General features: G+C 63.2%; 22 protein-coding genes. 6 read left to right on the top strand and 16 right to left on the bottom strand.

Features of this window, described 5'->3' with window-relative positions; translation table 11 throughout:
- Positions 1–118: 118 nt before the first annotated feature.
- Genes tilS through BWR02_RS05950 form a run of 3 tightly spaced genes read right to left on the bottom strand, consistent with a single transcriptional unit; the run spans position 119 to position 3,207 of the window.
- Positions 119–1,465 (bottom strand): tRNA lysidine(34) synthetase TilS, encoded by a 1,347-nt coding sequence (gene tilS, locus BWR02_RS05960; protein ID WP_236101965.1) that lies wholly within the window; start codon positions 1,463–1,465, stop codon positions 119–121.
- A gap of 13 nt (positions 1,466–1,478) precedes the next feature.
- Positions 1,479–2,444 (bottom strand): acetyl-CoA carboxylase carboxyl transferase subunit alpha, encoded by a 966-nt coding sequence (gene accA / locus BWR02_RS05955; RefSeq protein ID WP_139556836.1) that lies wholly within the window; start codon positions 2,442–2,444, stop codon positions 1,479–1,481.
- Positions 2,445–2,487: 43 nt separating this feature from the next.
- Complete coding sequence (locus tag BWR02_RS05950; RefSeq protein ID WP_139556835.1) at positions 2,488–3,207, bottom strand: dienelactone hydrolase family protein; 720 nt, start codon at positions 3,205–3,207, stop codon at positions 2,488–2,490.
- Between the two features lie 227 nt (positions 3,208–3,434).
- Here BWR02_RS05950 and BWR02_RS05945 point away from each other — a divergent pair, with 227 nt between their 5' ends.
- Positions 3,435–4,040, top strand: coding sequence for a DUF4202 domain-containing protein (locus tag BWR02_RS05945; protein ID WP_139556834.1), 606 nt, complete (start codon positions 3,435–3,437; stop codon positions 4,038–4,040).
- 58 nt (positions 4,041–4,098) lie between these two features.
- A complete protein-coding gene (locus tag BWR02_RS05940) occupies positions 4,099–4,287 on the top strand; it encodes a hypothetical protein (protein ID WP_139556833.1) in 189 nt (62 codons plus the stop codon).
- 51 nt (positions 4,288–4,338) lie between these two features.
- Here the strand turns inward: BWR02_RS05940 and BWR02_RS05935 are convergent, their stop codons facing one another.
- Positions 4,339–5,607 carry an NAD(P)/FAD-dependent oxidoreductase gene (locus tag BWR02_RS05935; protein WP_201276176.1) on the bottom strand — a complete coding sequence of 423 codons (1,269 nt, stop codon included), beginning with the start codon at positions 5,605–5,607 and terminating at the stop codon, positions 4,339–4,341.
- 5 nt (positions 5,608–5,612) lie between these two features.
- Complete coding sequence (locus BWR02_RS05930) at positions 5,613–5,924, bottom strand: c-type cytochrome (protein ID WP_139556831.1); 312 nt, start codon at positions 5,922–5,924, stop codon at positions 5,613–5,615.
- 566 nt (positions 5,925–6,490) lie between these two features.
- Between BWR02_RS05930 and amoC the strand changes: the two genes are divergently transcribed.
- From amoC to BWR02_RS05910, 4 genes are all read left to right on the top strand, one after another.
- Entirely contained in the window at positions 6,491–7,270 is a 780-nt protein-coding gene (gene amoC / locus BWR02_RS05925) for a bacterial ammonia monooxygenase, subunit AmoC (RefSeq protein WP_139556830.1), read from the top strand.
- Between the two features lie 141 nt (positions 7,271–7,411).
- Positions 7,412–8,155, top strand: a complete 744-nt coding sequence (gene amoA, locus BWR02_RS05920) for an ammonia monooxygenase, bacterial type, subunit AmoA (RefSeq protein ID WP_129883941.1) — start codon at positions 7,412–7,414, stop codon at positions 8,153–8,155.
- Positions 8,156–8,259: 104 nt separating this feature from the next.
- The gene (amoB, locus tag BWR02_RS05915; RefSeq protein ID WP_129884071.1) at positions 8,260–9,504 is read left to right on the top strand and encodes a bacterial ammonia monooxygenase, subunit AmoB; all 1,245 of its coding nucleotides are present in this window, start codon (positions 8,260–8,262) and stop codon (positions 9,502–9,504) included.
- Positions 9,505–9,856: 352 nt separating this feature from the next.
- Complete coding sequence (locus BWR02_RS05910; RefSeq protein ID WP_139556829.1) at positions 9,857–10,723, top strand: hypothetical protein; 867 nt, start codon at positions 9,857–9,859, stop codon at positions 10,721–10,723.
- Positions 10,724–10,843: 120 nt separating this feature from the next.
- Here BWR02_RS05910 and typA read toward each other — a convergent pair whose 3' ends face one another.
- From typA to def, 11 genes are all read right to left on the bottom strand, one after another.
- Entirely contained in the window at positions 10,844–12,673 is a 1,830-nt protein-coding gene (gene typA / locus BWR02_RS05905) for a translational GTPase TypA (protein ID WP_139556828.1), read from the bottom strand.
- Positions 12,674–12,845: 172 nt separating this feature from the next.
- Positions 12,846–13,556, bottom strand: a complete 711-nt coding sequence (locus BWR02_RS05900; protein WP_139556827.1) for a glycosyltransferase — start codon at positions 13,554–13,556, stop codon at positions 12,846–12,848.
- Between the two features lie 102 nt (positions 13,557–13,658).
- Entirely contained in the window at positions 13,659–14,054 is a 396-nt protein-coding gene (locus BWR02_RS05895; protein ID WP_139556826.1) for a rhodanese-like domain-containing protein, read from the bottom strand.
- The gene (locus BWR02_RS05890) at positions 14,051–14,662 is read right to left on the bottom strand and encodes a class I SAM-dependent methyltransferase (protein WP_139556825.1); all 612 of its coding nucleotides are present in this window, start codon (positions 14,660–14,662) and stop codon (positions 14,051–14,053) included. Before BWR02_RS05890 ends, BWR02_RS05895 begins: the two co-directional genes overlap by 4 nt.
- On the bottom strand, positions 14,659–16,047 hold the full coding sequence (gene trkA / locus BWR02_RS05885; protein WP_139556824.1) for a Trk system potassium transporter TrkA: 1,389 nt from the start codon (positions 16,045–16,047) through the stop codon (positions 14,659–14,661). Before trkA ends, BWR02_RS05890 begins: the two co-directional genes overlap by 4 nt.
- Before the next feature lie 49 nt (positions 16,048–16,096).
- Positions 16,097–17,461 (bottom strand): sigma-54-dependent transcriptional regulator, encoded by a 1,365-nt coding sequence (locus BWR02_RS05880; protein ID WP_139556823.1) that lies wholly within the window; start codon positions 17,459–17,461, stop codon positions 16,097–16,099.
- Positions 17,454–19,655 carry a sensor histidine kinase gene (locus tag BWR02_RS05875; protein ID WP_139556822.1) on the bottom strand — a complete coding sequence of 734 codons (2,202 nt, stop codon included), beginning with the start codon at positions 19,653–19,655 and terminating at the stop codon, positions 17,454–17,456. The genes BWR02_RS05880 and BWR02_RS05875 overlap by 8 nt, the downstream gene beginning before the upstream one ends.
- The gene (locus BWR02_RS05870) at positions 19,631–20,197 is read right to left on the bottom strand and encodes a DUF4390 domain-containing protein (protein ID WP_139556821.1); all 567 of its coding nucleotides are present in this window, start codon (positions 20,195–20,197) and stop codon (positions 19,631–19,633) included. Before BWR02_RS05870 ends, BWR02_RS05875 begins: the two co-directional genes overlap by 25 nt.
- The gene (gene rsmB, locus BWR02_RS05865) at positions 20,197–21,489 is read right to left on the bottom strand and encodes a 16S rRNA (cytosine(967)-C(5))-methyltransferase RsmB (RefSeq protein ID WP_139556820.1); all 1,293 of its coding nucleotides are present in this window, start codon (positions 21,487–21,489) and stop codon (positions 20,197–20,199) included. Before rsmB ends, BWR02_RS05870 begins: the two co-directional genes overlap by 1 nt.
- A 5-nt stretch (positions 21,490–21,494) precedes the next feature.
- On the bottom strand, positions 21,495–22,418 hold the full coding sequence (fmt, locus tag BWR02_RS05860) for a methionyl-tRNA formyltransferase (protein ID WP_139556819.1): 924 nt from the start codon (positions 22,416–22,418) through the stop codon (positions 21,495–21,497).
- 78 nt (positions 22,419–22,496) lie between these two features.
- Complete coding sequence (gene def, locus BWR02_RS05855; protein ID WP_139556818.1) at positions 22,497–23,033, bottom strand: peptide deformylase; 537 nt, start codon at positions 23,031–23,033, stop codon at positions 22,497–22,499.
- Between the last annotated feature and the right edge of the window lie 164 nt (positions 23,034–23,197).

Raw genomic sequence — 23,197 nt, 5'->3', positions numbered from 1 at the left:
GGTGGTGCGTGCCCGTGCCTTGGTGCTCGCGCCGCGCTCGATTCAGGGAATCGGTGCACCGACTTTGGGAGGGTGCAGGAAGCCGACTTCGCCGGCCCAGTTGCGATGGGCAGGAAAGCTATCCCGATGCCGAGCGATCCCACCGGATGCGGATGCTTTCCGTCGCCGGATTCCCGGCAAACGTTTCGTCGACCCAGCGGTCTGCCACCGCCGCCAATGCCGCGTCGATGTAGATGAGCGGGATCCGGTTTCTCTCCCAGTAGGGAACGCCGGCCTCATTGAGTAGCTTCTTGAGTTCGCGCGAGCCGCCGCGGTCAGGCAGGCGCAGACTTTCGCCGCCTCGTCGGTAGCGGACGGTGATGCGGCCTTCATGCCACTGGGCAGGATCCAGCCCCGGCCCCAGCCATCGCTCCGCGAGCAGTCGGCCGTTGTTCGGCGGTAGAAGCAAGGGGCTCCGGCCATCCCACTCGGTTTCCCATGACGGGTCTGGGTTGGGCGTCGCCTGGCAGAGGTGAAGCTGTCCCCGGAATCGCCGGACTTCCACATCGCTCCAGGCCACGACGGGCTGCCGGTCGCGACCTGCTCGGCAGACCTCGGTCCTGATACGTTCCAGAAGCACTGTCGAGGGTAGGGTGCAGCCTCTCGCACTCAACCAATGGCGCAGAACCAGTCGTTGTTGCGCAGGCGCAAGCTCCGCGAGGCGCGCCACGACGAGTGTGTCGCGGCTATCGTCGGCGATGCGATGCAGGAGTTCGGCAGCAAGCTCATCCAGCAAATCCTTTGTCTCGGCGCAGTGCGCCGAGCTACGCGCCAGCGCCTGGTCGGCGCCCGGCCAGCGCGCGCGCAGCATGGGCATGATCTCCCGGCGCAGATAGTTGCGGGCAAACCGAATATCGCTGTTGCTCGGATCCTCGACCCAGCGCAGCTGGTGTTCCTCGGCGTAGGCGGTCAGCTCGGCTCGACCGACCTGAAGCAGGGGCCGAGCCAGAAATCCGGGTCCGAATGCCGCTCGCTCGGGCATGGCGGCCAGGCCGGCAACGCCCGCACCGCGCAGCAATTGCAGCAGCAGCGTCTCTGCCTGGTCGTCCCGGTGTTGGGCGGTCAGCAGCGTGTCGCCGGTCCCGAGCAAGCCGCTGAGTGCGGTATAGCGCGCGTCGCGTGCCGCGGCTTCAGGACTTTCCCCGCGCTTCGGTCGCGCGTCCACGTGGCAAATCGTGAGCGGGATGTCCAGTGCGCGGCAGGCTTCCGCGCAGGATGCGACCCAGTCATCGGCATGGTGCTGGAGGCCATGATGGATGTGGGCCGCGGTCAATGGCAGATCGGGTTGCGTGCTTCTCAGCGCATGGCAGAGATGCAGCAGTACGGTCGAGTCCAGGCCGCCGCTGAGCGCCACCCAATACCGCGGGCTGGACGGGTGACGGTTCAGAAACGCGGCCAGCGAGGCGGAGGAGACCGGGTTCCGCACCGCGGGTCGCGCTTCAGTTCGCCCCTTCCTCGTACACGCCGTAGCGCATGAGTCGGTCGTAGCGTTGATCCATCAGGCAGTCGATCGATTCGCGTTCGACATCATACAAGTGCCGTAACAGGGCATCGCGCAACAGTGTCGCCATCTGCGGCGGATTGCGATGGGCGCCGCCCAGGGGCTCCGGAATGAGTTCGTCGATCAGGCCGAGTTCAAGCAGGCGAGGTGCGGTAATGCCCATGGCTTCGGCCGCCAATTCCGCCTTTTCCGCGCTCTTCCACAGAATGGATGCGCAACCCTCGGGAGAGATTACGGAGTAGGTACTGTATTGCAGCATCAACAGGCGATCGCCTACGCCTATCGCGAGTGCGCCGCCCGAGCCGCCCTCACCGATCACCGTACAAATGATCGGAACGCGGAGTCGCGACATCTCGAACAGGTTGCGCGCGATGGCCTCGCTTTGGCCCCTTTCCTCGGCGCCGATACCGGGGTAGGCCCCCGGCGTGTCGATGAAGCAGAAAATTGGCAAGCGGAACCGCTCGGCCAAGCGCATCAGGCGAAGTGCCTTGCGATAACCCTCGGGACGCGGCATGCCGAAGTTACGCAGGATCTTTTCTTTGGTGTCGCGGCCCTTCTGATGGCCGAGGATCAATACCGGTCGGTCGTCTATGCGCGCCACGCCGCCGACGATCGCCGGGTCGTCGGCGAAGCTGCGGTCGCCGTGTAGTTCCTCGAAATCGTCGAACAGCATCTCGACGTAGTCCAGTGTGAACGGCCGCAACGGGTGCCGGGACAGACGCGAGATCTGCCAGGCGGTCAGCGACGTGAACACGGATTCGGTCAGCTTACGGCTCTTCTCCTCGAGCCGCGCGATTTCCTCGGAAATATTGATCTCGTTGTCGAAACCGACGCGCTTCAATTCCTCGATCTTGGCGACGAGTTCGGCGATTGGCTGCTCGAAATCCAGGAAGTTCAGGTCCATGCCGTTTTATTCTTGACGTAGCGGGAAGGTGGCGAAAAACAGCCTATGTTAACACCTCGCGCAGGAAGCTCTGCAGGCTTTGCCATGACCGTTCGTCCGCCGTTGCGTCGTACACCGTGCCAAAGGCCGGGTCGTTGGCCGCCGGGTTGGTGAAGGCATGAGCGGTGTGACCGTACATGTGGATCTGCCAGTCGGCGCCGGCCTCGGTCAATTCCTGCGCCAGTGCCGTGACCTGGTCCGGCGGAACCATCGGGTCGTCGTAACCGTGCAGCGCAAGCACCTTGGCGCGAATCGGCTGGTTCGGAACCTCGGTCGGCGGCATGAACAGGCCATGAAAGCTGATGACGCCGCGAAGGTCGGCCCCGCTCCGCGCGAGATCGAGCACGCACAGGCCGCCGAAACAGAACCCCATGGCCGCGACGCGCTCCGGATCGACCTGCGGCAGGGCCTTGACGGTTTCCAGCGCCTGCTTCATGCGTCCCTGCAGTAGTGCCCGGTCGGCCATGAAGGGCTGCATCAGTTGCGCGTTCTGCTCCGGGCCAGTGCCGAGTACCCCCTTGCCATACATGTCCAGTGCGAACGCGGCATAGCCGAGCTCCGCGAGCCGGCGCGCTTTGCCGCAGACGAATTCATCGCGACCGCCCCAGGCGTGGGCAATCAGTACAGCCGGCAGCGGGCCGGGCACGCTTTCGTCGTAGGCGAGAAAGCCTTCGAGTGGCTGCGTGCCATGGCGGTAGTCGATGGTTCGGGTCACGTGCGGCATGGGGTCTGCTCTCCTGCGGGGGCTCATTCATCATGGCGCATTTTCGATGATGAGCCGTGATGCTCTCAAGCCTCGAATGGGCGCAGGTTCGAGCTTTCCTGACGCGGTCCTGGCGCCCACCTCTGGAGGGGCCGGTTTAGTCTTGCGATAATCCGGGGCGAGTACCACCGCAAGCGCGCCGCGTCAGAGCGGCGTCGCATCAGTCCAAACATAAGGAACCGAGCACCGTGAGTGAGCGCCTGGAAAAGGCTCTGGCCCTGATCGATGAAGCGAACCGAGAAGATCCGAACCGGGATGCCGTCAGTCCCGATCTGCCGAAAGCGCTCGTTTACGGGTGGCGCATGAGCGAATGGCTGGCCCGTATTTGTGACCAGCCCTCCGAAGCCCTCGCACTGGCCGTACGCGGTCAGCACATCCGGCGTTGGCAGGTGCCGCGCGACCGCTATGCGGCCGATCGGGCGGGTTACCTTGCCTGGCGAACCTATCTGTATGGGTTTCACGCGGAACAACTGGCTGGGATCCTGCGCCGCGTGGATTATGACCCCGAGACGATTGCACGCGCCACCGACATCGTCGCCAAGCGGCGCCTGAAGCGGGATGCCGAGGCGCAGGCCCTCGAGGATGCCGCCTGCCTCGTGTTCCTCAATTACGAATTCGCTGACTTCGCCGATAGCCACGACGCGGAGAAGCTCGTCGCTATCGTGCGCAAGACCTGGGGCAAGATGTCGGAGCGCGCTCACACCGCAGCGCTGGCTCTGGAACTGCCGGAACGCCTGGCCGGGTTGGTAGCGGCGGCGCTCGCGCCCGTCGAAGCCGATGGCGTCAGTGGCTAGAGCCGGGCGGCTCGGGTGCGGGGATCCTCCTTACTGATGACCAACCGTTTTGGCGCGTATGACTGATGGGCCATTTTCGGCCGGCCGCAAGGACTGGCTTGCGACGCTGGTGCCCTGGCTGATGCTGCTTGCCGGCACGGCCGCGAGCTTTCTGCTGCCCGGCCTTGTGGCCGAGGTGGGCATGCTCATGGCACTGATTGGCTTCATCATGGTGCTGATCCGACTGCATCGGGCGGGTGACGCATGAGTTCCCGGCATCGATCGAAGAACAGGCCGCTCGCGTCGATCTGCTGCTGAGCTAGCCGAACGCGTCGCGTGCGAAGTGGCGTTGCCAGGCCCGCGCGCTCCTGGCTTCCAGCCGTCGGTCGGCGTCCATCGGCGTTTCGCCCGTGGCAGTGGCCGTAAGGCCGTGTTCGCTTTCCGAGTAGCGATAAACGCCCGTAACGGAGATCGCATAATCGGGTGCCAGGAAGCTGTAGCAATGATTGATCAGTGTGGGGGTCCCGGCATCGCGGCCCTCGGCTGCGTCCGCGATCGCCGCGGCCGCAACCTTGGCTTGCGTGTTCGCGGCAAAGGCCGATTTCGGCATCGGCGGTGCCGAGCATGCGTCTCCGATGACGTGGATGAACGGATCCCGGCTCGAAAGAAAGTGTCGCGCATCGATGGGGCACCAGCCGGATTCATCCGTGAGTCCGGACCGCTCCGCGAGAGTGCCCGCCTTTTGCGGAGGAATCACGTTGAGAACGTCGGCAACGTGCTGACCGAAGTCGAGATGAACGGTGCGCCGGGTTACGTCAATGCGGTCGATTGCGCCTTCGGCCGACATCGGCACCCACTCGATCATGCCCGGGTAAAGGTCTTCCCATCCCTTGAGAAACAAGGCCTGCTTGGAGAACTGGGTTTTCGGATCGATGATCAGAATCTTGGCGCGCGGATTGCGCTGTTTCAGATAGTAGGCAGCCAGGCTGGCGCGTTCATAGGGCCCTGGCGGGCAGCGATACGGGTTGGGAGGGGCTACGATGACCATCACGCCACCGCGCCGCATGGCGGCCAGTTCCTCCCGCAACTCCAGTGTCTGTGGGCCGCCTTGCCAGGCATGAGGGATCCGTCGCGAAGCGGCCTCGTCATAGCCAGCCCAGGCGTCCCAGCGAAAGGCGACACCCGGCGACAGAACCACGCGGTCGTAGGGCAGGCGGGTGCCGGTATCGAGGATGACCTGACGCCGCGATCGTTCCAACTCCTTCACCTCATCGCAAACGATGCGGATGCCGGAGTTTCGTCTGAGGTTTTCGTAGCGGCGCTCGAGCCAGCTTGCCGGGTGCAGGCCGCCAATCACTTCATTCGACCCCGGGCATGAAACGTACCGCTGTGTCCTTTCGACCAGCGTGACGTCCAGATCGGGCTTGATCAGTTTCAAGTAGCGGGCGGCGGTGGCACCTCCGTATCCGCCCCCGATTACGACCACCCTGAAGGGCGCGCCGGCGGGCTTCGCCGCCGCTAAGGACCCCGGGCTGAGTGTGGTCGCCCCGAGTGCCGCGGCGTGAAGCAGGAATCGTCGGCGGTCCATCCCGCTCATTTCCCGCGCGTGCCGGAGTGCGCCAGAAAACGGGCCATGTCCCGGATCTCTTCCTCCGTGAAGCCGGCCGCGATCCGGTTCATTACCGAGCCCCGTCGCTGCCCGCTCCGGAACGCTCCCATCGCAGCCACAAACCGGGACTCAGGCATGGTCAGTGCGGGCGGGCCGTCGCCGGGCTTCCCGGTCAGCAGATGGCAGGCCAGGCAAGCACGCACCGAGATTTCGGCCCGTGGCAGTTCCTTTTCGGCGGCGGCGCTCAGCGTGGTGGTTACCAGCAATGGGATGACCTGCCAGAGCGAGCGTTCCATGGTGGCGAGTCGACGTGTGTCGGGCCGGCCGCCCGCTTCTTGACCACTTCGTATCGGGTCCTGCGGCGCGCGTTGCGGAGGGAGCCAGGAAGAATGCACGTCTGGATCAGGCCCCTTGGGCGAGAGCGAACGACACTGGGTGGAAGGATAGCGTTGGAGGGGGCGCCCCGTGAAGCCGGGGAAGGCGCGTGATTGGCCCCCCGTGCGCGAGTCTGTCGTGTTCACGACCCGGACGCTGCGCCCACGCGCGACGCGGTAGCGACGGTGTCGCGCGTTCCCAGGGCCGACCTGCGTGCCCGCTGCCGGGAACTTCCGCAGGGCTTTCGGGGTCTCGACATCCGTGTGCAGTCAACGGCTTCTCTGTGTTCGCAAGGGGAGTGCGACTTTTTGTCGCAGTTTTTCTTGACACCCACGGGGGTGCTGACTAGACTGCGCTCCACCCGAAGGATCGGGGGGCCTTGGGAATGGCGCGAGCCGGACCTGAGCACACAAGAAGCAGGAGGCTGAGGTAAGGGTGGCCTGGTGCGAGCCGGGCGACTTTGAAACATCCATTTGGAGGTAAATCAATGGCAGCAACAACTCTTGGCGGCGTCGCAGAGCGCGATCGTCCGTTGTTGGACATGAAGTGGCTGACGTTTGCGTTGGCTATTTACACGGTGTTTTACATGTGGGTTCGCTGGTACGAAGGCGTCTACGGCTGGTCGGCCGGTCTGGACTCTTTTGCACCGGAGTTCGAGACGTACTGGATGAACTTCCTGTACACCGAGATCGTGTTGGAGATCACCACGGCGTCGATCCTGTGGGGTTACCTGTGGAAGACGCGTGACCGCAATTTGGCGGCACTGGCGCCGCGCGAAGAGCTGCGTCGCAACTTCACCCACCTGGTGTGGCTGGTTGCTTACGCATGGGCGATCTACTGGGGTGCTTCCTACTTCACCGAGCAGGACGGCACGTGGCATCAGACGATCGTGCGCGACACCGACTTCACGCCGTCGCACATCATCGAGTTCTACCTGAGCTACCCGATCTACATCATCACCGGTTTTGCGGCGTTCCTGTACGCGAAGACCCGTCTGCCGTACTTCAGCGAAGGTGTTTCGCTGCCGTACCTGATTCTGGTCGTCGGTCCGTTCATGATTCTGCCGAACGTCGGTCTGAACGAGTGGGGTCACACCTTCTGGTTCATGGAAGAGCTGTTCGTCGCGCCGTTGCACTACGGCTTCGTGATCTTCGGCTGGTTGGCGCTGGCGGTGATGGGTACGTTGACCCAGACCTTCTACAGCTTCACCAAGCTGATTGGTCGTGACATCTGCGAAGCGGTTGATCAGGGCTTGATCGCCAAATAAGTGGAGCGGTCGGGGCGGGTGGTGCGCGCGAGCGGACCACCTGCCGCCGGCTAGCGCAGGGAAGCGGGAGCGGTGGGCTGGCCTGGGAGGTCGAGCCACCGGGGGAACGAAAAGAAAATGTTCACTCTTTGGAGGTAACGTATGAGCGCTGCGAGTGGTGCAGTTCATTCTCACGCCGAGGCCGTCAAGGTTTCGCGTACGGTCGACTTGATGGCGTTGTTTGTCGTCTTTTTCGTGATCGTGGGTTCCTACCACATTCACGCGATGTTGACGATGGGCGACTGGGACTTCTGGTCGGATTGGAAAGATCGTCGACTGTGGGTCACGGTGACCCCGATCGTGTTGATCACGTTCCCGGCGGCGGTACAGTCGTACCTGTGGGAGCGGTATCGTCAACCGTGGGGCGCGACGGTGTGCGTGCTGGGCCTGTTGCTGGGTGAGTGGATCAACCGCTACTTCAACTTCTGGGGCTGGACCTACTTCCCGGTCAACTTCGTCTTCCCGGCGATTCTGACCCCGGGCGCGATCCTGCTCGACACGATGCTGATGCTGAGCGGCAGCTACCTGTTCACGGCGATCGTGGGCGCGATGGGCTGGGGCCTGATTTTCTATCCGGGCAACTGGCCGATCATTGCACCGATTCACGTGCCGGTGGAATACAGCGGCATGCTGATGTCGATTGCGGACATTCAGGGTTACAACTACGTCCGTACCGGTACGCCGGAATACATCCGTATGGTGGAGAAGGGCACGCTGCGTACGTTCGGTAAGGACGTGGCGCCGGTGTCGGCTTTCTTCTCTGCGTTCATGTCGATCCTGATCTACTTCATGTGGCACTTTGTGGGTCGCTGGTTCGCGACCGAGCGGTTCCTGAAGCAGACCTAATCGGTTTGTTGAGAGTAGCTGAGACAGAGCGCTAGTCCACGGGTTCTGAGAAAACGGAAGCCCGGGACACACCCATCATGCAAAGACTCGAAAGAGGAGGACTCATGAAAAAAATAAAAGACCGGATTGCCAAGTGGTCGGTACTCGGCCTGTTGGCCGGTGTTGCGGCGACGAGCCTGTACGCGCCGACGGCGTCGGCTCATGGTGAGAAGTCGCAGGCGGCCTTCATGCGTATGCGGACGATTCACTGGTTCGACCTGACCTGGTCGAAAGAGAAAGTGAACGTCAACGATTTCGTGGAAATCAAAGGCAAGTTCCACGTGTTCGAAGGTTGGCCGGAATCGGTCGCCGAGCCGGACGTATCGTTCCTGAACATTGGTATTCCGGGCCCGGTCTTCATTCGTAAGGAATCGTACATCGGTGGACAGCTGGTGCCGCGTTCCGTGCGTTTGGAAATCGGCAAGACGTACGAGTTCAAAGTGGTGTTGAAGGCCCGTCGTCCTGGCGACTGGCACGTTCACACGATGATGAACGTACAGGGCGGTGGTCCGATCATCGGACCGGGTAAGTGGATCACGATCGAAGGTTCGATGGGTGATTTCAAGAACCCGATCACCACGTTGACCGGCCAGACGATCGATCTGGAAGACTACAACCTGAGCAACATCTACTTCTGGCACTTCTTCTGGTATGCCATTGGTGCAGCGTGGATGTTGTACTGGTGCCGTCGTCCGATCTTCATGCCGCGTTTGTTGATGACGGATGCGGGTCGTGCGGACGAGCTGATCTCGTCGGGTGACCGCAAGGTGGCGATGGGCTTCACGGCGGCGACGATCCTGATCGTCATCTTCGCGATGTCGAGCGCCAACAGCAAGTACCCGATCACCATTCCGCTGCAGGCTGGTACGATGCGTGGCATCAAGCCGATCGAAGACCACAAGGCGACGGTGGCGGTGAAGGTGGAAGACGCTTCCTACCGCGTGCCGGGTCGTGCGATGCGCATGAAGCTGACGATCACCAACAACGGCAGCTCCGCTGTGCGTCTGGGTGAGTTCTACACCGCTTCGGTGCGGTTCCTGGACAGCGACGTGCTGACCGACAAGACCGGGTATCCGGAAGACTTGTTGGCGGAAGACGGCCTGAGCGTGAGCGACAACAGCGCGATCGCACCGGGTGAGACGCGCACGGTGGAAGTGCAAGCTTCCGACGCGGCGTGGGAAGTGTATCGTCTGTCCGACATCATCTACGATCCGGACAGCCGTTTCGCGGGTCTGCTGTTCTTCTTTGACGCAGCTGGCAACCGTGAGATGGTGCAGATCGACGCACCGTTGATCCCGTCGTTCATGTAAGAACGGCGCACACCGCCCGGCGACGGGCGGGGTGACCTGAACCCCCGGTGGGCGCAAGCCCCCCGGGGGTTTTTTATTGCCGAAAACACGGGGAAGATCCCTCAGTCGGCCGCTAAAGGCTCTGCCGTCCTCTCCCTTGAGGGGCAAGAGTTCTGAAATTACGTGGAAGTACGTATGTAACGCCCATCCTGCGCACAGTACTATCCGCCGTCAGGGTTAGAACGAAGTCGTTCAGCCCATTATGGTTGTGGTAACCCAGGCCGAACCGTCACGCTCTTCTTTCCCTGCGGAACGCATCATGTGAGCTGTTCGGTCGGCAGCCGCCTTCGATACGATCTATCCGGAGAAGACGATGAAACTGTTCAGGAATTTGCTGGTACCCGCACTCAGCCTGGCCGCAGTCGCGTCCGTACGCGCCGCTCCCTTGGATCAGTGGGCAGGCTCCGTTCTCGGCTTCACTTCCGAGTTCAGTGCGACGAATTGGGGATCTATCCAGGCGTTGGGTGCGCCTGACGTCCCGGCGTATGGTGACAATCCCAAGGCGTGGGCGCCCAGCAGCCCAAGCGGCACTAAGGAATCGATCAGTCTCGGCTATGCGACGTCGGTATACGCCTACGGCGCGACCATTCGTGAAACCTTGGGGACCGGATTCGTCTACAAGGTGGATGTGAGGGATACGGGAGGGGTGTGGCACACGGTGTGGACCGGTACGGATCCGAGCAAGCCGGGCACCCTGGCCAACTTCTTTCTTGCTTGGCCAAGCACTACCTATCGGGTAAACGGGGTGCGCGTGCATGTGGATACCGACGCCACTCCTTCCGCTTGGGATGAGATAGACGCGGTACAGCTACACGGCTACGACGTGAATCAGCCAGCGGTCAAGATTTCCGCCCCGGACAATGTGGCTTCCGAGAGCTTCTCCTCGACTGCCGTGTTCGAGATCACCCGGGAACTCGGAGCTATCACTGGCCCCTTGGCGGTGAACTACCAAATAACCGGAACCGCAGGAAACGGCGTCGACTATAACGAAAGTCTGCCCCTGAGCGGATCGGTGACTATTCCGTCGGGGAAAAGATCAGTCGCGCTGGTCATTACGCCGGTTGACGATGCCGTAAAGGAGAAGTCTGAGACCGTCATTGCGACCTTGGTCGCCGGCCCGGGATATCAGATTGCCGGCAAGCTCAAGGCGGCGACTGTGACGATCAACAGTAACGAGTAGCCGTTCAGCGCAGCTCGCAAGTCCCGGCAGCGCGGGGCATGCTCTTGATGCATGCCCCGCGCCTGGAACCCCGCAGTCCCCTATTCAGAGCCATCCGCTCGTTCTGCCACTCCAGGCGGTTCAGCCCTCGGCGGCCGCAGCGCTACGCGAAGCTTTCTTGCGCTCGTGTTCGAGCAGCAGCTTTTTACGGAGACGAATGGTTTTAGGGGTTACCTCGACCAACTCGTCCTCATCGATGAATTCCAGTGCCTGCTCCAGGCTGAAGCGGATCGGCGGAGTTAACAGAATATTCTCGTCGCTGCCCGCGGCGCGGATATTCGTCAGCTGCTTGGCCTTCGTCGGGTTCACGACCAGATCGTTGGATCGCGAGTGAATGCCCACCAGCATCCCTTCATAGACATCCACGCCATGTTCCACGAACAGGCGCCCCCGTTCCTGTAGATTGAACAGCGCGAAAGCCAGGGCCTTGCCTTCGACGTTCGAGATGAGCACGCCGTTCGTCCGGCTGCCGAGGTCGCCCTTCTTCATCGGACCGTAGTGGTCGAAGACGTGATAGAAGAGCCCGCTGCCTGAAGTGGTGCTGAGGAACTCGGTCTGAAAGCCGATGAGTCCGCGTGACGGCACCATATACTCGAGGCGCACGCGGCCTTGGCCGTCGGGAAGCATGCTCAGGAGGTCCGCCTTGCGCGAGCCCAGTTTCTCCATGACGGCGCCCTGATGGGTTTCTTCCACCTCGAGGGTCACGAACTCGTAGGGCTCGCAGGTCTCACCATCGACCTCCTTGAGGATGACCTCGGGACGCGATACGCCGAGTTCATAGCCTTCTCGCCGCATGTTCTCGATCAGGATCGACAGGTGCAGCTCCCCCCGGCCGGAGACCTTGAATTTGTCTGGATCCTCCGTTTCCTCGACCCGCAATGCGACGTTGTGCTTCAACTCGCGCAGGAGGCGCTCCCGAATCTGTCGGGAGGTGAGGAACTTGCCTTCGCGGCCGGCGAAAGGCGACTTGTTGACTTGGAAAGTCATGCTGACTGTGGGCTCGTCGACGGCCAGCGCCGGCAGCGCCTCGGGCGTGTCGGGTGCACACAGCGTGTCGGAGATGTCGAGCGTCTCCACGCCGGTGATCGCGATGATGTCGCCCGCTCCGGCCTCGCCGACCTCGACCCGTTGCAAGCCGCGGAAGGAAAGGATCTGGAGGATCCGGGCATTGCGGGTGCTGCCATCCCGGCTGATCACCGTGATCGGCGTGTTCGACTGAATGCGGCCGCGCTGTACACGGCCGATACCAATGACGCCGACGTAGGTGTTGTAGTCCAGGCTGCTGATCTGCATCTGGAAGGCGCCCTCAGGGTTGACGGCGGGCGGATGGACCTTGTCCACGATGGTCTGGAACAGCGGCGTCAGGTCGCCCTCGCGGATGTCGGGGCTGAAGCCCGCGTAGCCGTGTAATGCCGAGGCGTAGACGATCGGAAAGTCCAGCTGTTCCTCGGTCGCGCCCAGGCGGTCGAACAGGTCGAAGGTCTGGTCCACGACCCAATCGGGGCGCGCGCCCGGGCGGTCGATCTTGTTGATCACGACGATAGGCTTGAGGCCGAGTGAGAAGGCCTTCTGTGTGACGAAGCGGGTCTGCGGCATTGGTCCATCGACCGCGTCGACCAGCAAGAGCACACAATCGACCATCGACAGCACCCGTTCCACTTCGCCGCCAAAGTCGGCATGGCCCGGGGTGTCTACGATATTGATCCGGTAATCCCCCCAGTTAAGCGAGGTGTTCTTGGCCAGAATCGTGATGCCGCGCTCCTTTTCGAGAGCGTTCGAGTCCATGACCCGTTCCTCGAGTCGCTCGTGAGCCGCAAAGGTGCCGGATTGCTGCAGGAGCTTGTCGACCAGCGTAGTCTTGCCGTGATCGACATGTGCGATGATCGCGATATTGCGTAAGTGTTCCAACATGAGGAGGGGTGCCGGGTAGGGAGTCAGGAAAAACTGCTAATCATAACAGCGAGCGTGGGTCAAGAACAAATGCGGGGACGGTCGAGTGTGCGACGGGCGTCTGTTGGGGGAGGTGCTGGGCGCTATCACCCTCAGTACGCCTGACCGCTTGGGTCGCCTCCACGCTTTCGGTTCAGTCGGTCCGCTGGCGCGACCAGTAGCCCCAGTCGCTGGCCCGCCAGGCCGGCGGGAGTAGATCGGCATACAGCAGCATGCAACGCAGGAGCGAGTGGGCGGTCTTGCGCAAACGACCGCGCCGCAGGCGCCGATGGTCCGTCGCATAAACCGGCGTGTCTGCGGCGAAACGGGTCCGGAACCCGGCCCGCTTCACGCGCCACACCAGTTCCGAGTCCTCGTTGCATACCAGTTGCCGATCGAAGCCGCCAACGTGCAGCAGTACGCGCCGGCGCAATGCGAGATTCGAGCCGGTGGCCGAGGGAATCCCGAGGGAGTCCAACAGCCGCTGACCCTGACTGAAGGCACGGTAATAACGCCGATACGTGTCCCTAGAGAGTTTGCTGCCGTAGACGCAATCAGCGTCTCGCAGCTGGCGCGCCAGGCGCAAGAAAAACGTGGGCGGGAACACGACATCGGCGTCGGTGAACAACACCCACTCGGTACGTGCCGCCTCGGCCCCAATCTGCCGGGCTTCCGCGATGGCGCAGCCGCATCTGATCACCAGGGTATGGTCGGGCCGCCGTGCGACCGCAAGCTCCGCCGTCCGGTCGGTGCTCGCGTCGACGACGATCAAGGGCAGTTCCCGCGGCAGCGATGCGAGAAAACGAGGTAGGTTGCGCTCCTCGTTGCGGGTTGGGACGACGACAGTGAGAGCGGCAGCTTGCATCGGGTTTTCCGGGAGTTGTTGGTTTCCCGGATTGATACCCGCCTACCGTTACAGCCGTTCGATGGAGCCCCTCGAATCGACACGATTCCTGAATGTCGGGGCTCAGCTCTGCTCCCAGGGCAGGCCGGCACAGCGCCAGCCTCCCAGTGTACCCCGGTGTCCGTTGGCATCCAGCGGACCTTCGAAGCCTTCCTCGATATTGGTCAGGTTGCGGTAGCCCGACTCGGCCAGTGCCTTCGCGGCGTCCAGCGAGCGCTGACCGCTGCGGCACAGCAGGAACAGGGGCGTATCCGCGCCGCCCAGTTGGCGCACGCGCTCGATGAACTGAGGATTGGGGCGCCAGTCGGGCGCCATTTTCCACGGAACATTGACCGCACCCACAGGGTGACCCACAAAGGCGAATTCCACCGGGTCACGAACGTCGATCAAAACACTGCCGGCTTCGGCCTGAATCTGTCGCCAGGCGCTTCCGGGATTCAGGGAACGAATCGTGGTCATGCATCCTCCGCAGGCGCGGCACGGTCCGCCGCCGCCTTTTGTCCAACGAAATAGGCTTCGTTGCGGAGCCCGACCGCCAGGTCTCCGCAGCGACTGTCCTCCCGGTAATACCGCACTTTCAGACTCCCGAACAGCGCCAACAGTTCGTTGTCGTCCAGCAGGAAAGCCGGGTTCCGCGGTCCGGCTGCGTCCAGCTTGGCCGCCGTGAAGGTCTGGTAGAACAGCAGCCCGCCAGGCCGGAGGCTGTCGCACAAGTGCGGCGCCAGCGCCCGGTCCAGATAACGGGAGACCACGATGACGTCGAAGCGGTCAGCTGACCAGGCCACCGTATCGATATCGCAGGCCTGGGCATGGATCGCCGACGCCTCGAGCCTGGCTGCGCTGCGCAATGCGTTCACCGCATTCAGTGCAAGGTCCCAGGCATACACCGTCAGACCGCGTCGCGCGAGGAACAGCGCGTTGCCCCCGGTCCCGCAGGCCAGATCGAGCGCCTCACCGCCAGGCGGGAGCAAATGCGCATTGTCCACCAACACGCGGCAGGCTTCCGAAGGGGAGCCCCCTCGTGCCCGGTAGCGCTCGTTCCACGCGTCGAGCAGCGCTTCGCTCACGCAGTCCGGGCCTGAGCCGAAAGATCGTCGACCTGGAACAGCTGTTCGATGACCGGGATGAGCTTCTTGTCGAGCAGGAAGATGATGACGTGGTCGCCATCCTGTATCACGGTGTCGTGATGCACCTGGATGACTTCATCCCCGCGCACCAGTGCGCCCATCACGACGCCGGGCGGGATCTTGATCCGGTCAATCGGGATGCCGACGACCTTGGAGATGCCCGGTGTGCCGTGGGCGATGGCTTCGATCGCTTCCGCTGCGCCATGGCGCAGCGAGTAGACCCGGGCCGCATCGCAGCGCCGAATGTGGCGCAGCAGGGCGCCGATCGTCGATTGCTGCGGCGAGATCACCAGATCGACCAGTTGCGAATCGATGATGTCGGCATACGCCGTCTTGTTGATCAGCGCGATCACCCGCCGCGCCCCCAGCCGCTTGGCCAGCATCGCGGACAGGATGTTCGCCTCGTCGTCGTTTGTGATCGCGCAGAAGACATCGGTATTCTCGATGTTCTCACTGAGGAGCAACTCCTTGTCCGACGCGTCACCCAGCAGTACCACGGTGTTGGTCAGCTCGCTGGCGATCTTCTTCGCGCGTTTGGGATCCTTCTCGATGACCTTGACCTGATAGTCGTTCTCCAGCGCCAGCGCCACGCGCTTTCCGATATGACCGCCGCCGGCGAACATCAGTCGCTTGTAAGGCTTCTCCAATTCGCGCAGTTCGCTCATGACGTCCTTGATCTCTTCGCTCGATGCGATGAAGAACACCTCGTCATTGACTTCGATCGTGACGCGTCCGTTGGGAATGATCGGCTTTCCTTGGCGGAAGATGGCCGTGATCCGCGCATGCACGTTCGGCATATGCTGGTGCAGCTCGCGGATTTCGCGCCCCACCAATGGCCCACCGCGCAGGGCCCGCACCGAGCCGAGGCGCACCTTGCCGTCGGCGAAATCGAGAATTTGGGACGCGCCGGGATATTCCAGAAGACGTTCGATGAACTCCGTGATGATCTTTTCGGGACTGATGACAACGTCGATGGGGATCGCGTCGCCGGCGAACAGCTCCGGATAGCTCAGGTACTCGATGGCACGGACGCGCGCGATCTTCTTCGGGATCTTGAACAGCGCGTCGGCGATCTGGCAGGCGAGCATGTTGGTTTCGTCGTCGCTGGTGACGGCGATCAGCATGTCGGTTTCCTCGCCGCCCGCGCGTTTGAGCACCGTCGGATGCGCGGCATTGCCCTGGACGATGCCGATGTCGTAGCGGTCCTGGAGATCGCGCAGCAGATGCGACTGGGTGTCGACCACCGTAATGTCGTTGCGTTCGCTGGCCAGGCTGGCGAGCACGCTGGTGCCGACCTGGCCGGCACCCAAGATTATGATTTTCATGAATGAGTGATGAAGGCCAGCGGCCCCTGGCAAGGTGCCGGATGCCGGGTCATCGCCGATCCTTGAAGTTGACGCCGAGCGAGTTCAGTTTACGGTACAGATGCGTCCGTTCGAGACCGATCGCCTGAGACAGGCGCGCTACATTGCCGCTGTATTTCTCGAGATGGTATTCCAGATAGGCCTTCTCGAATTTGTCGCGTGCCTCCTTGAGCGGCAGTCCGAAAAAGTCCGGTTGCCCCTGGATGTTGGCGACGTTCAGGGATTCGCCCAGCGCAGAGCGGACTTCGTCGAGAGAGACTTCCTCGCCTGCCCCGAGGATCATGAGCCGCTGCACCAGATTCTTGAGTTCCCGGATGTTGCCGGGCCAGGGGTAGTTGCGCAGGAAGTTCTGCACCGCCACCGGAAAGCGCCGAAAGGGAATCTTTTCGCGGCTGACAAAGTAGTCGACATACCAGCTCAGCAGTTCCGGGATATCCTCGGTGTGCTCCCGCAGCGGCGGGATCTTCAGCGTGACCACATTCAACTGATACAGCAGGTCGCGCCGGAACACGCCATTCCGCACCTCTTCCTCAAGCATTTTCCGCGTCGAGGCGATCACGCGCACGTCGACGTTGATCGGGTCGCTCCCGCCGATGCGCGAAAATGCGCGCGATTCGAGTGCGCTCAGAAGCCGCAACTGGGTGTCGCCATCCATGTCGGCCACTTCGTCGAGGAACAGCGAGCCGCCGTGCGCCTGTTCCAGCAAGCCGCGGTGGATATGCCCGCCGGATTCCCGCCCGAAGAACTCGACGGCCGAATGATCCGGGGCGAAGGCACCCACGCCGACATCGATGAAGGGCCCTTCGCGCCGTGGACTCATCTGGTGGAGATACCGGGCAAAGGTTTCCTTGCCGCTGCCGGGCTCCCCGACCAACAAGACCCGCGCATCGTGCTGCGCCAGTTTCTTGATCTGCTCCCTCAAGCGTTCCATCGCGGCGCTCTTGCCGATCGGTTCCAGGACCGGTTCGACGCGTCGCTTCAGGCCGATGTTTTCCTTGCGCAGCCGCGCGGCCTCCAGTGCCCGCTCCACCGTCACGAGCAGTTTTGCCATGGACAGCGGCTTCTCGAGGAAATCGTGCGCACCCAGGCGCGTGGCCTCGACCGCGGTCTCGATCGTCGCATGCCCCGACATCATGATGACCGGGCAGTCGAGGTAGCCATTCTTAAGCCAGTCCTTCAGCAGGCTGATGCCGTCCTCGTCAGGCATCCAGATGTCGAGCAGGATCAGATCCGGGCGCTGTTCGTTGAGTCGCTTGCGCGCCTCGCTGCCGCTCTCCGCGATGCTGACGAGATAACCCTCGTCTTCGAGGATTTCCGATAGCAACTGACGGATATCCGGTTCGTCGTCGACGATCAGAATCTTCGATTTAATCATGGCGGGCCTCAAGGGCAGAGCGCGGTGGATGGGGCGGAGCGGGAGCGGCGGAGGGCAGCCGAATCAGGAAGGCGGCACCGCCGGCTTCGGCGCTTTCGAGCCGGATCTGGCCGCCATGCTCTTCGATGATCTTCTTGACTATGGCTAGACCCAAACCGGTTCCCTTCGATTTCGTAGTGACATACGGTTCAAAAATGCGGTCGGCCTGATCCGGCGGTATACCCGGGCCGTTGTCGCCGATCAGCAGTTCCGCATAACGGTTGCCGTCGCCCTCCACGCTGCGGGTGGCGATCGTGATCAGACCGGGCTTCCCGGAACTGGCTTCCTGTGCATTCTTGATCAAATTGTGCAGCACCTGCCGGATGCGTCCCGGGTCAGCGAGCGTTGCCGGGAGCCGCGATTCCAGTTCAAGATGAAATTCTAAACCACTCTGCGGCGGATACAGTGCAACGACCTCTTCGATCAGTGCATTCAGCTCGACACGCTGGATCTGGGCGACGGCCGGTCGGGCGTACTCCGCGAAGGCATTCACCATCGTCTTCATGGCCTCCACCTGTTGCACGATAGTGCGTGTCGAACGTTCGAGAAATGCCGCTTCCGCTTCGCCGAGCGTGGGACCGAGCTTCAGTTTCAGCCGTTCGGCGGACAACTGGATCGGCGTCAGCGGATTCTTGATCTCGTGCGCCAGGCGCCGGGCCACCTCGCTCCAGGCGGCTTGCCGCTGTGCCTGGATCAGGGCAGTCACGTCGTCGAGTACGACGACCGCGCCCTGCCAGGCCCCATCCGGGCTGAACAGCTGCGTGCCCCGGCACAGCAGTTCCTGCGCTCCCTGCGGTCCCGGCAGGCTGACCTCGACTTGCCAGACCCCGCTGCGGGTGGCTTGCAGGTGCTTCTCGATCACCCGCAGCAGGTCGGCCAGATGCGGGTGGTGACGCTCGATCGAGCCCATCGACAGGCCGACGGAACGGCTCAGCGTGGCGTGCAGTATCGAATCGGTCGCGTGATTGGCGGTCAGGATGCGCAGGCGTGCATCGAAGCTCATGACCCCGGACGACAGATTTGCCAAGACGGTTTCCAGATAGGCGCGCTGCCGTTCGACCTCCATGCGCGAGCGGTGCGCTTCGTCGCGGGCCTGGGACAGCGAGGCCGTCATGCTGTTGAACGATTCCACCAGGAAACCGAGTTCGTCGCGCTGTTTGACCGGCAGGCGCTGTTCGTAACGCCCTTCGGCCACCGCGCGCGTGCCTTGCGCGAGATGACGGACCGGCGCGACGAGACGGCGGATGCTGATGAAGGCCACCCAGATCGCGGCGAGCAGACTCAGCAGCAGTACCAGCGACAAGGTCAGCGAAAAACTCCGCTTGAGCGAATTGCGCAGGAACCCCAGTTCCTTGATCTGGATGTAGGCCGACTCGACCGTCTCGGCCAGTTGCGACAGGCGCAGCGGAAGAGGGTGCACGGCCTGCAGGTAGTAAGCGGAATCGTCGGCCAGCAGGGCGAGTGCCCGCACCTGAAGGTGTCCGTCAGGCCCCGGCTCCAGCGCGGTGAAGGTCTTGCCGGGCTTGACCTGGAGCAGTACGACGGCGTCGGGCAGGTCGGGAATCATCAGGCTGGGCTGAGGGCTGCTCGAGGCGATGATGCGGCCCTGTTTCGAGAAGATCGTCAGGTCGCTCTCCTCGCTGCTGCGGATCTCGTCGAGCAGCAGTGCCATCTCCGGCAAGGGGGCGTGCTCCAGTTGCTTGGCACCCTGTTCGGTCTGCTTGGCAATGGCGCGGATGCGCTCGTCGACGGCGGCCTGCCCCAGTTTCAGTGCATCGTCCATGGCCTGGTCGATGCGCACGTCGAACCAGCTGTCGATGCTGCGTTGCAGGAACATCATCGAGTAGTAGAAGACGATCGATGCCGGCGTCAGCGTCAGCAGCAGGAACAGGAACACCATCCGTGCGGTCAGCGCCGAACCCGCCGCGCGCCGCCGCAACTGCTTGACCAGCCAGACGACATTCGCCACGACGAGCGCCAGCAGCAGGATCGAGCCGAGCGTATTGATCAGCAGCAGCTTCGAGTAGATCTCGCCGAGCTGCGACGAGTCCTGGGTCGCGTTGCTCATCAGGTGCAGCGACGCGAGTATCGCGCCAAACAGCACGACGACGATCAGGCTCAGCGGGGGCTTCAGTCGGATTTTGCGAAAGACCATCGGTATGTCGGGCTACTGAGGTACCAGCTCGGTGACAGGTAGGCCGTCGGACGGAGTGGCAGCGGTAATGTCTCGATGTCCAGACGGACCGACAGTTCGGCCACGTAACGCTCGCCGGCCAGAATCCGGTCGGTGGCGATGACCGGGAGACGACGGATCGAGCCCATGGCGTCCAGCAGTGATGCCAGGGTCGTGAAACTCTGCCGGTTGCCTCTATCGTCGACGTTCAGCTGGAACAGCTGTCCCAGCGGGTGATAGCGGATCTCGAGCTGGTGGCGACGGTCCAGAATCGTTTCATTCCACCAGTGCGGACGCACGCGCTCCACGCGCAGATTCATGGCCAGCGTCAGCGGTACGCTGTTGTCCAGCGCTTCGAGTGCGCTGGCGGAGAAGGCGTAGTGGATGTCGGCGTTCAAAACGTAGTCGGACCCGACCGGCACCAGTTCTGCGCTCCGGATCACAAAGCTTTCCGCGGCGGGCGCCGGGCCGCTCAGCAAGGCGCACCCCAGCACGAATCCCGCGAGCCGGAGCGCGGATGTCATCAACCGAGCTTGAGGAGGCAGGCGTAATAGAACCCGTCCATGCCGCGATCGCCCGGCAGGATCTGGGCTCCATGGATCACCGGGCGATCGCTCAGCCCGGACAGCGGGAGTTCCCGCACGTCGGTGTGTTCTTGCAGGAAGGCAGCGACATTCTGTTCGTTCTCCTCCCGCAACACCGAGCAGGTGGCATACAGCAGACGGCCGCCAACGGTGAGCATCGGCCAGACGCGCTGCAGGATGCGGCGCTGCCGCGCGGCAGCTTGGGCCACGTCGTCCGGCTTACGGAGAAGCTTGATGTCCGGATGGCGCCGGATCACACCGGTGGCGGTGCACGGTGCGTCGAGCAGGATCCTGTCGAATGCCTGGCCGTCCCACCAGGCAGGTTTCGTTTCGGCGTCGGCAACGACGACGCGCGCTTCGCAGCGGCTGCGTGACAGATTTTCCCGGATCAGCGTCGCACGCTCGGCCGAAACATCGAGCGCGACGACCTCGGCCAGCCCCGGGCAGGTTTCCAGCATGTGCACGGTCTTGCCGCCGGGCGCCGCGCAGACGTCGAGCACTCGCTGGCCGGGCTGCAGGTCCATCAGGCCGGCGACGAGCTGGGGCGCTTCGTCCTGCACCGATACCCGGCCATCGGCAAAACCCGGCAGTCGTTCGACGGGGACCGGTCTTTCCAGGATGATGGCATCGGGAGCCGCCAAACCCGCTTCGCAACCGATCTCCGCGCTCCGCAACGCCTCGCAGTAGTCCTCGCGGGTCGTGAGGCGCCGATCGGCCCTCAGCGTCATCGGCGCCGGCAGGTTGTTTTGACGCAGGATTTCGGCACAGTCCTGCGGCCAGTCGCGTTCCAGGCGCTCGATCAACCAGTGGGGATGCGCGGTGCGTGCGAGCAGGTTCTCGGCGACGGCCGCATCCAGCGCCGCTTGCTGCCGCAGGTAATTGCGGAGCACCGCATTCAGCAGCGGCTTGGCCCAAGCGGCCCGCCGCTGCGCTCCCGCAACGGTCTCGGCGACCGCGGCGTGGGGCTTGATCCGCATGTGGCGGAGTTGAAACAGTCCGGCCAGGGCCAAAGCGCGCACATAGGGTTCCCGGATCGGTCTGGAGACGAGCCGCTCCAGCAGGAAATCGAGTTGGCCGTACCAGCGGCAAACGCCGTAGGACACGGCCTGGACGAAGGCCCGGTCTTTCGGATCCGGAAGCCTGGGCAGGTGCTCGGCGAGGGCCGCGGACAGCGATTCGCCGTGGGCGAAAACCCGCAGCGTGACTTCGGCCGCCAGTGCGCGCGTATTCAACCGCGTCAGGTACCGAGCGGCGCCGGCTCGGGCGCCGCATTCAGGAAATCCGGCCCGGGGACGCGTCGGCGTCCGGCGAGCTGGACTTCGAGCAGGCGCAGCACGCCGTCCCCGGTTGCGACATCCCAGGTCTTGCGGTCGGTCAGCGTCGTGCCCGGGGCCGCGTCGGGTCGTTCGCCCAGTGCTTCGGCGCGCCAGATCCGCAAGACCTGGCCTTGGAGCCGGGTTTCGGCGACCGGCCAGGGATTGAACGCCCGCACCTGGCGCTCGAGCGTCAGCGCGGGTTGCTGCCAGTCGATCAGCGCCTCGTGCTTGCTGAGTTTCTCGGCATAGGTAACCAGCGCTTCGTCCTGGGGTTCCGGGACCGGCGGCGCGGCTTCGAATGTGGCCAGTGCCGCGGACAGCGCCTCGGCGCCGAGGCATGCCAGTCGCGGGTAGAGCTCGGCCGCGGTCTCCAGCGGCTCGATCGAGCAACTGCGCTTCAGCAGCATCGGGCCGCTGTCCAGCCGGGGTTCGATGACCATGATCGTGACGCCGGTCGTCGCGTCGCCGGCCAGTATCGCGCGCTGGATCGGAGCGGCCCCGCGCCAGCGCGGCAACAGCGAGGCATGCACGTTGATGCAGCCCAGGCGGGGTGTCGCCAGAACGGGCGTAGGCAGGATCAGGCCGTATGCGGCAACCACCATCAGGTCCGCGCCCAGCGCCGCGAGGGCTTCCTGTGCCTCCGCGGGTCGCAGGGATTCGGGCTGGAACACCGGGAGGCCATGCGCGAGCGCGAGCGTCTTGACCGGGCTGGGCGTCAGCTTCCGCCCGCGGCCGGCGGGCCGGTCGGGCTGGGTATACACGGCGCACACCGCGTGGCCGGAAGCGATGCAGGCCTCCAGGGACGGGACGGCGAATTCCGGCGTCCCGGCAAAAATGATCTTCATCGATTGAATCCCTGATCGCGGTAGCGGCCCGGCGCTGGCCTGGAACGTTTCGGCCAGTCCGGATCGGGCCGCGGCGGCTTACAGCGAGGCCGAGGTGGCCGCCAGCGGTTTCGTCGCGCGCTGCCGTTGTTCCTTCCTGATGCGTTTGCGGACCAATTGCCGCTTCAGCGGCGACAGGCGGTCGACGAACAGCCGGCCCTCCAGATGATCGATCTCGTGCTGGATGCAAACCGCGAGCAGGCCATCGGCGTCGAACTCGGTGATGCTGCCGCTGACGTCCGAGGTCCGTACGCGGATCCGTTCGGCACGCTGCACTTTCTCGTAGACGCCGGGGACGGACAGGCAGCCTTCTTCCATTTCCTCCTGACCGGTGCGCGCGACGATCTCAGGATTGATCAAGATCAGCGGACTATTCTTCTCTTCCGAGATGTCGATTACGATGACCTGCTGCTGTACATTGACCTGTGTGGCGGCCAGACCGATTCCCGGCGCCGCATACATCGTGGCCAGCATGTCTTCCACGAGCCGGGTAAGCGATTCATCGAACACGTCGACCGGCAACGCCTTCTTGCGAAGTCGTTCGTCGGGAAACTCCAAAATGGTCAGGATAGCCATGGTTTTGGTCTGGTGTCTGGAACAGTCGGGCGGTAGGCAGCGGAACACGCAGTTGACCTCGAACGTTAACCGCAAAGACTGCGGCGATCAAGAAAAGTTGCCGTCCGGGCCGCACTTCGGCCTGACCCGGGATTCCCGTGTTCCGGCCGGATGACTTAAACAAA

This window comes from Methylotetracoccus oryzae (assembly GCF_006175985.1).
Classification (GTDB): Bacteria; Pseudomonadota; Gammaproteobacteria; order Methylococcales; family Methylococcaceae; genus Methylotetracoccus; species Methylotetracoccus oryzae.
This window is presented reverse-complemented; position numbering and strand designations above follow the sequence as displayed.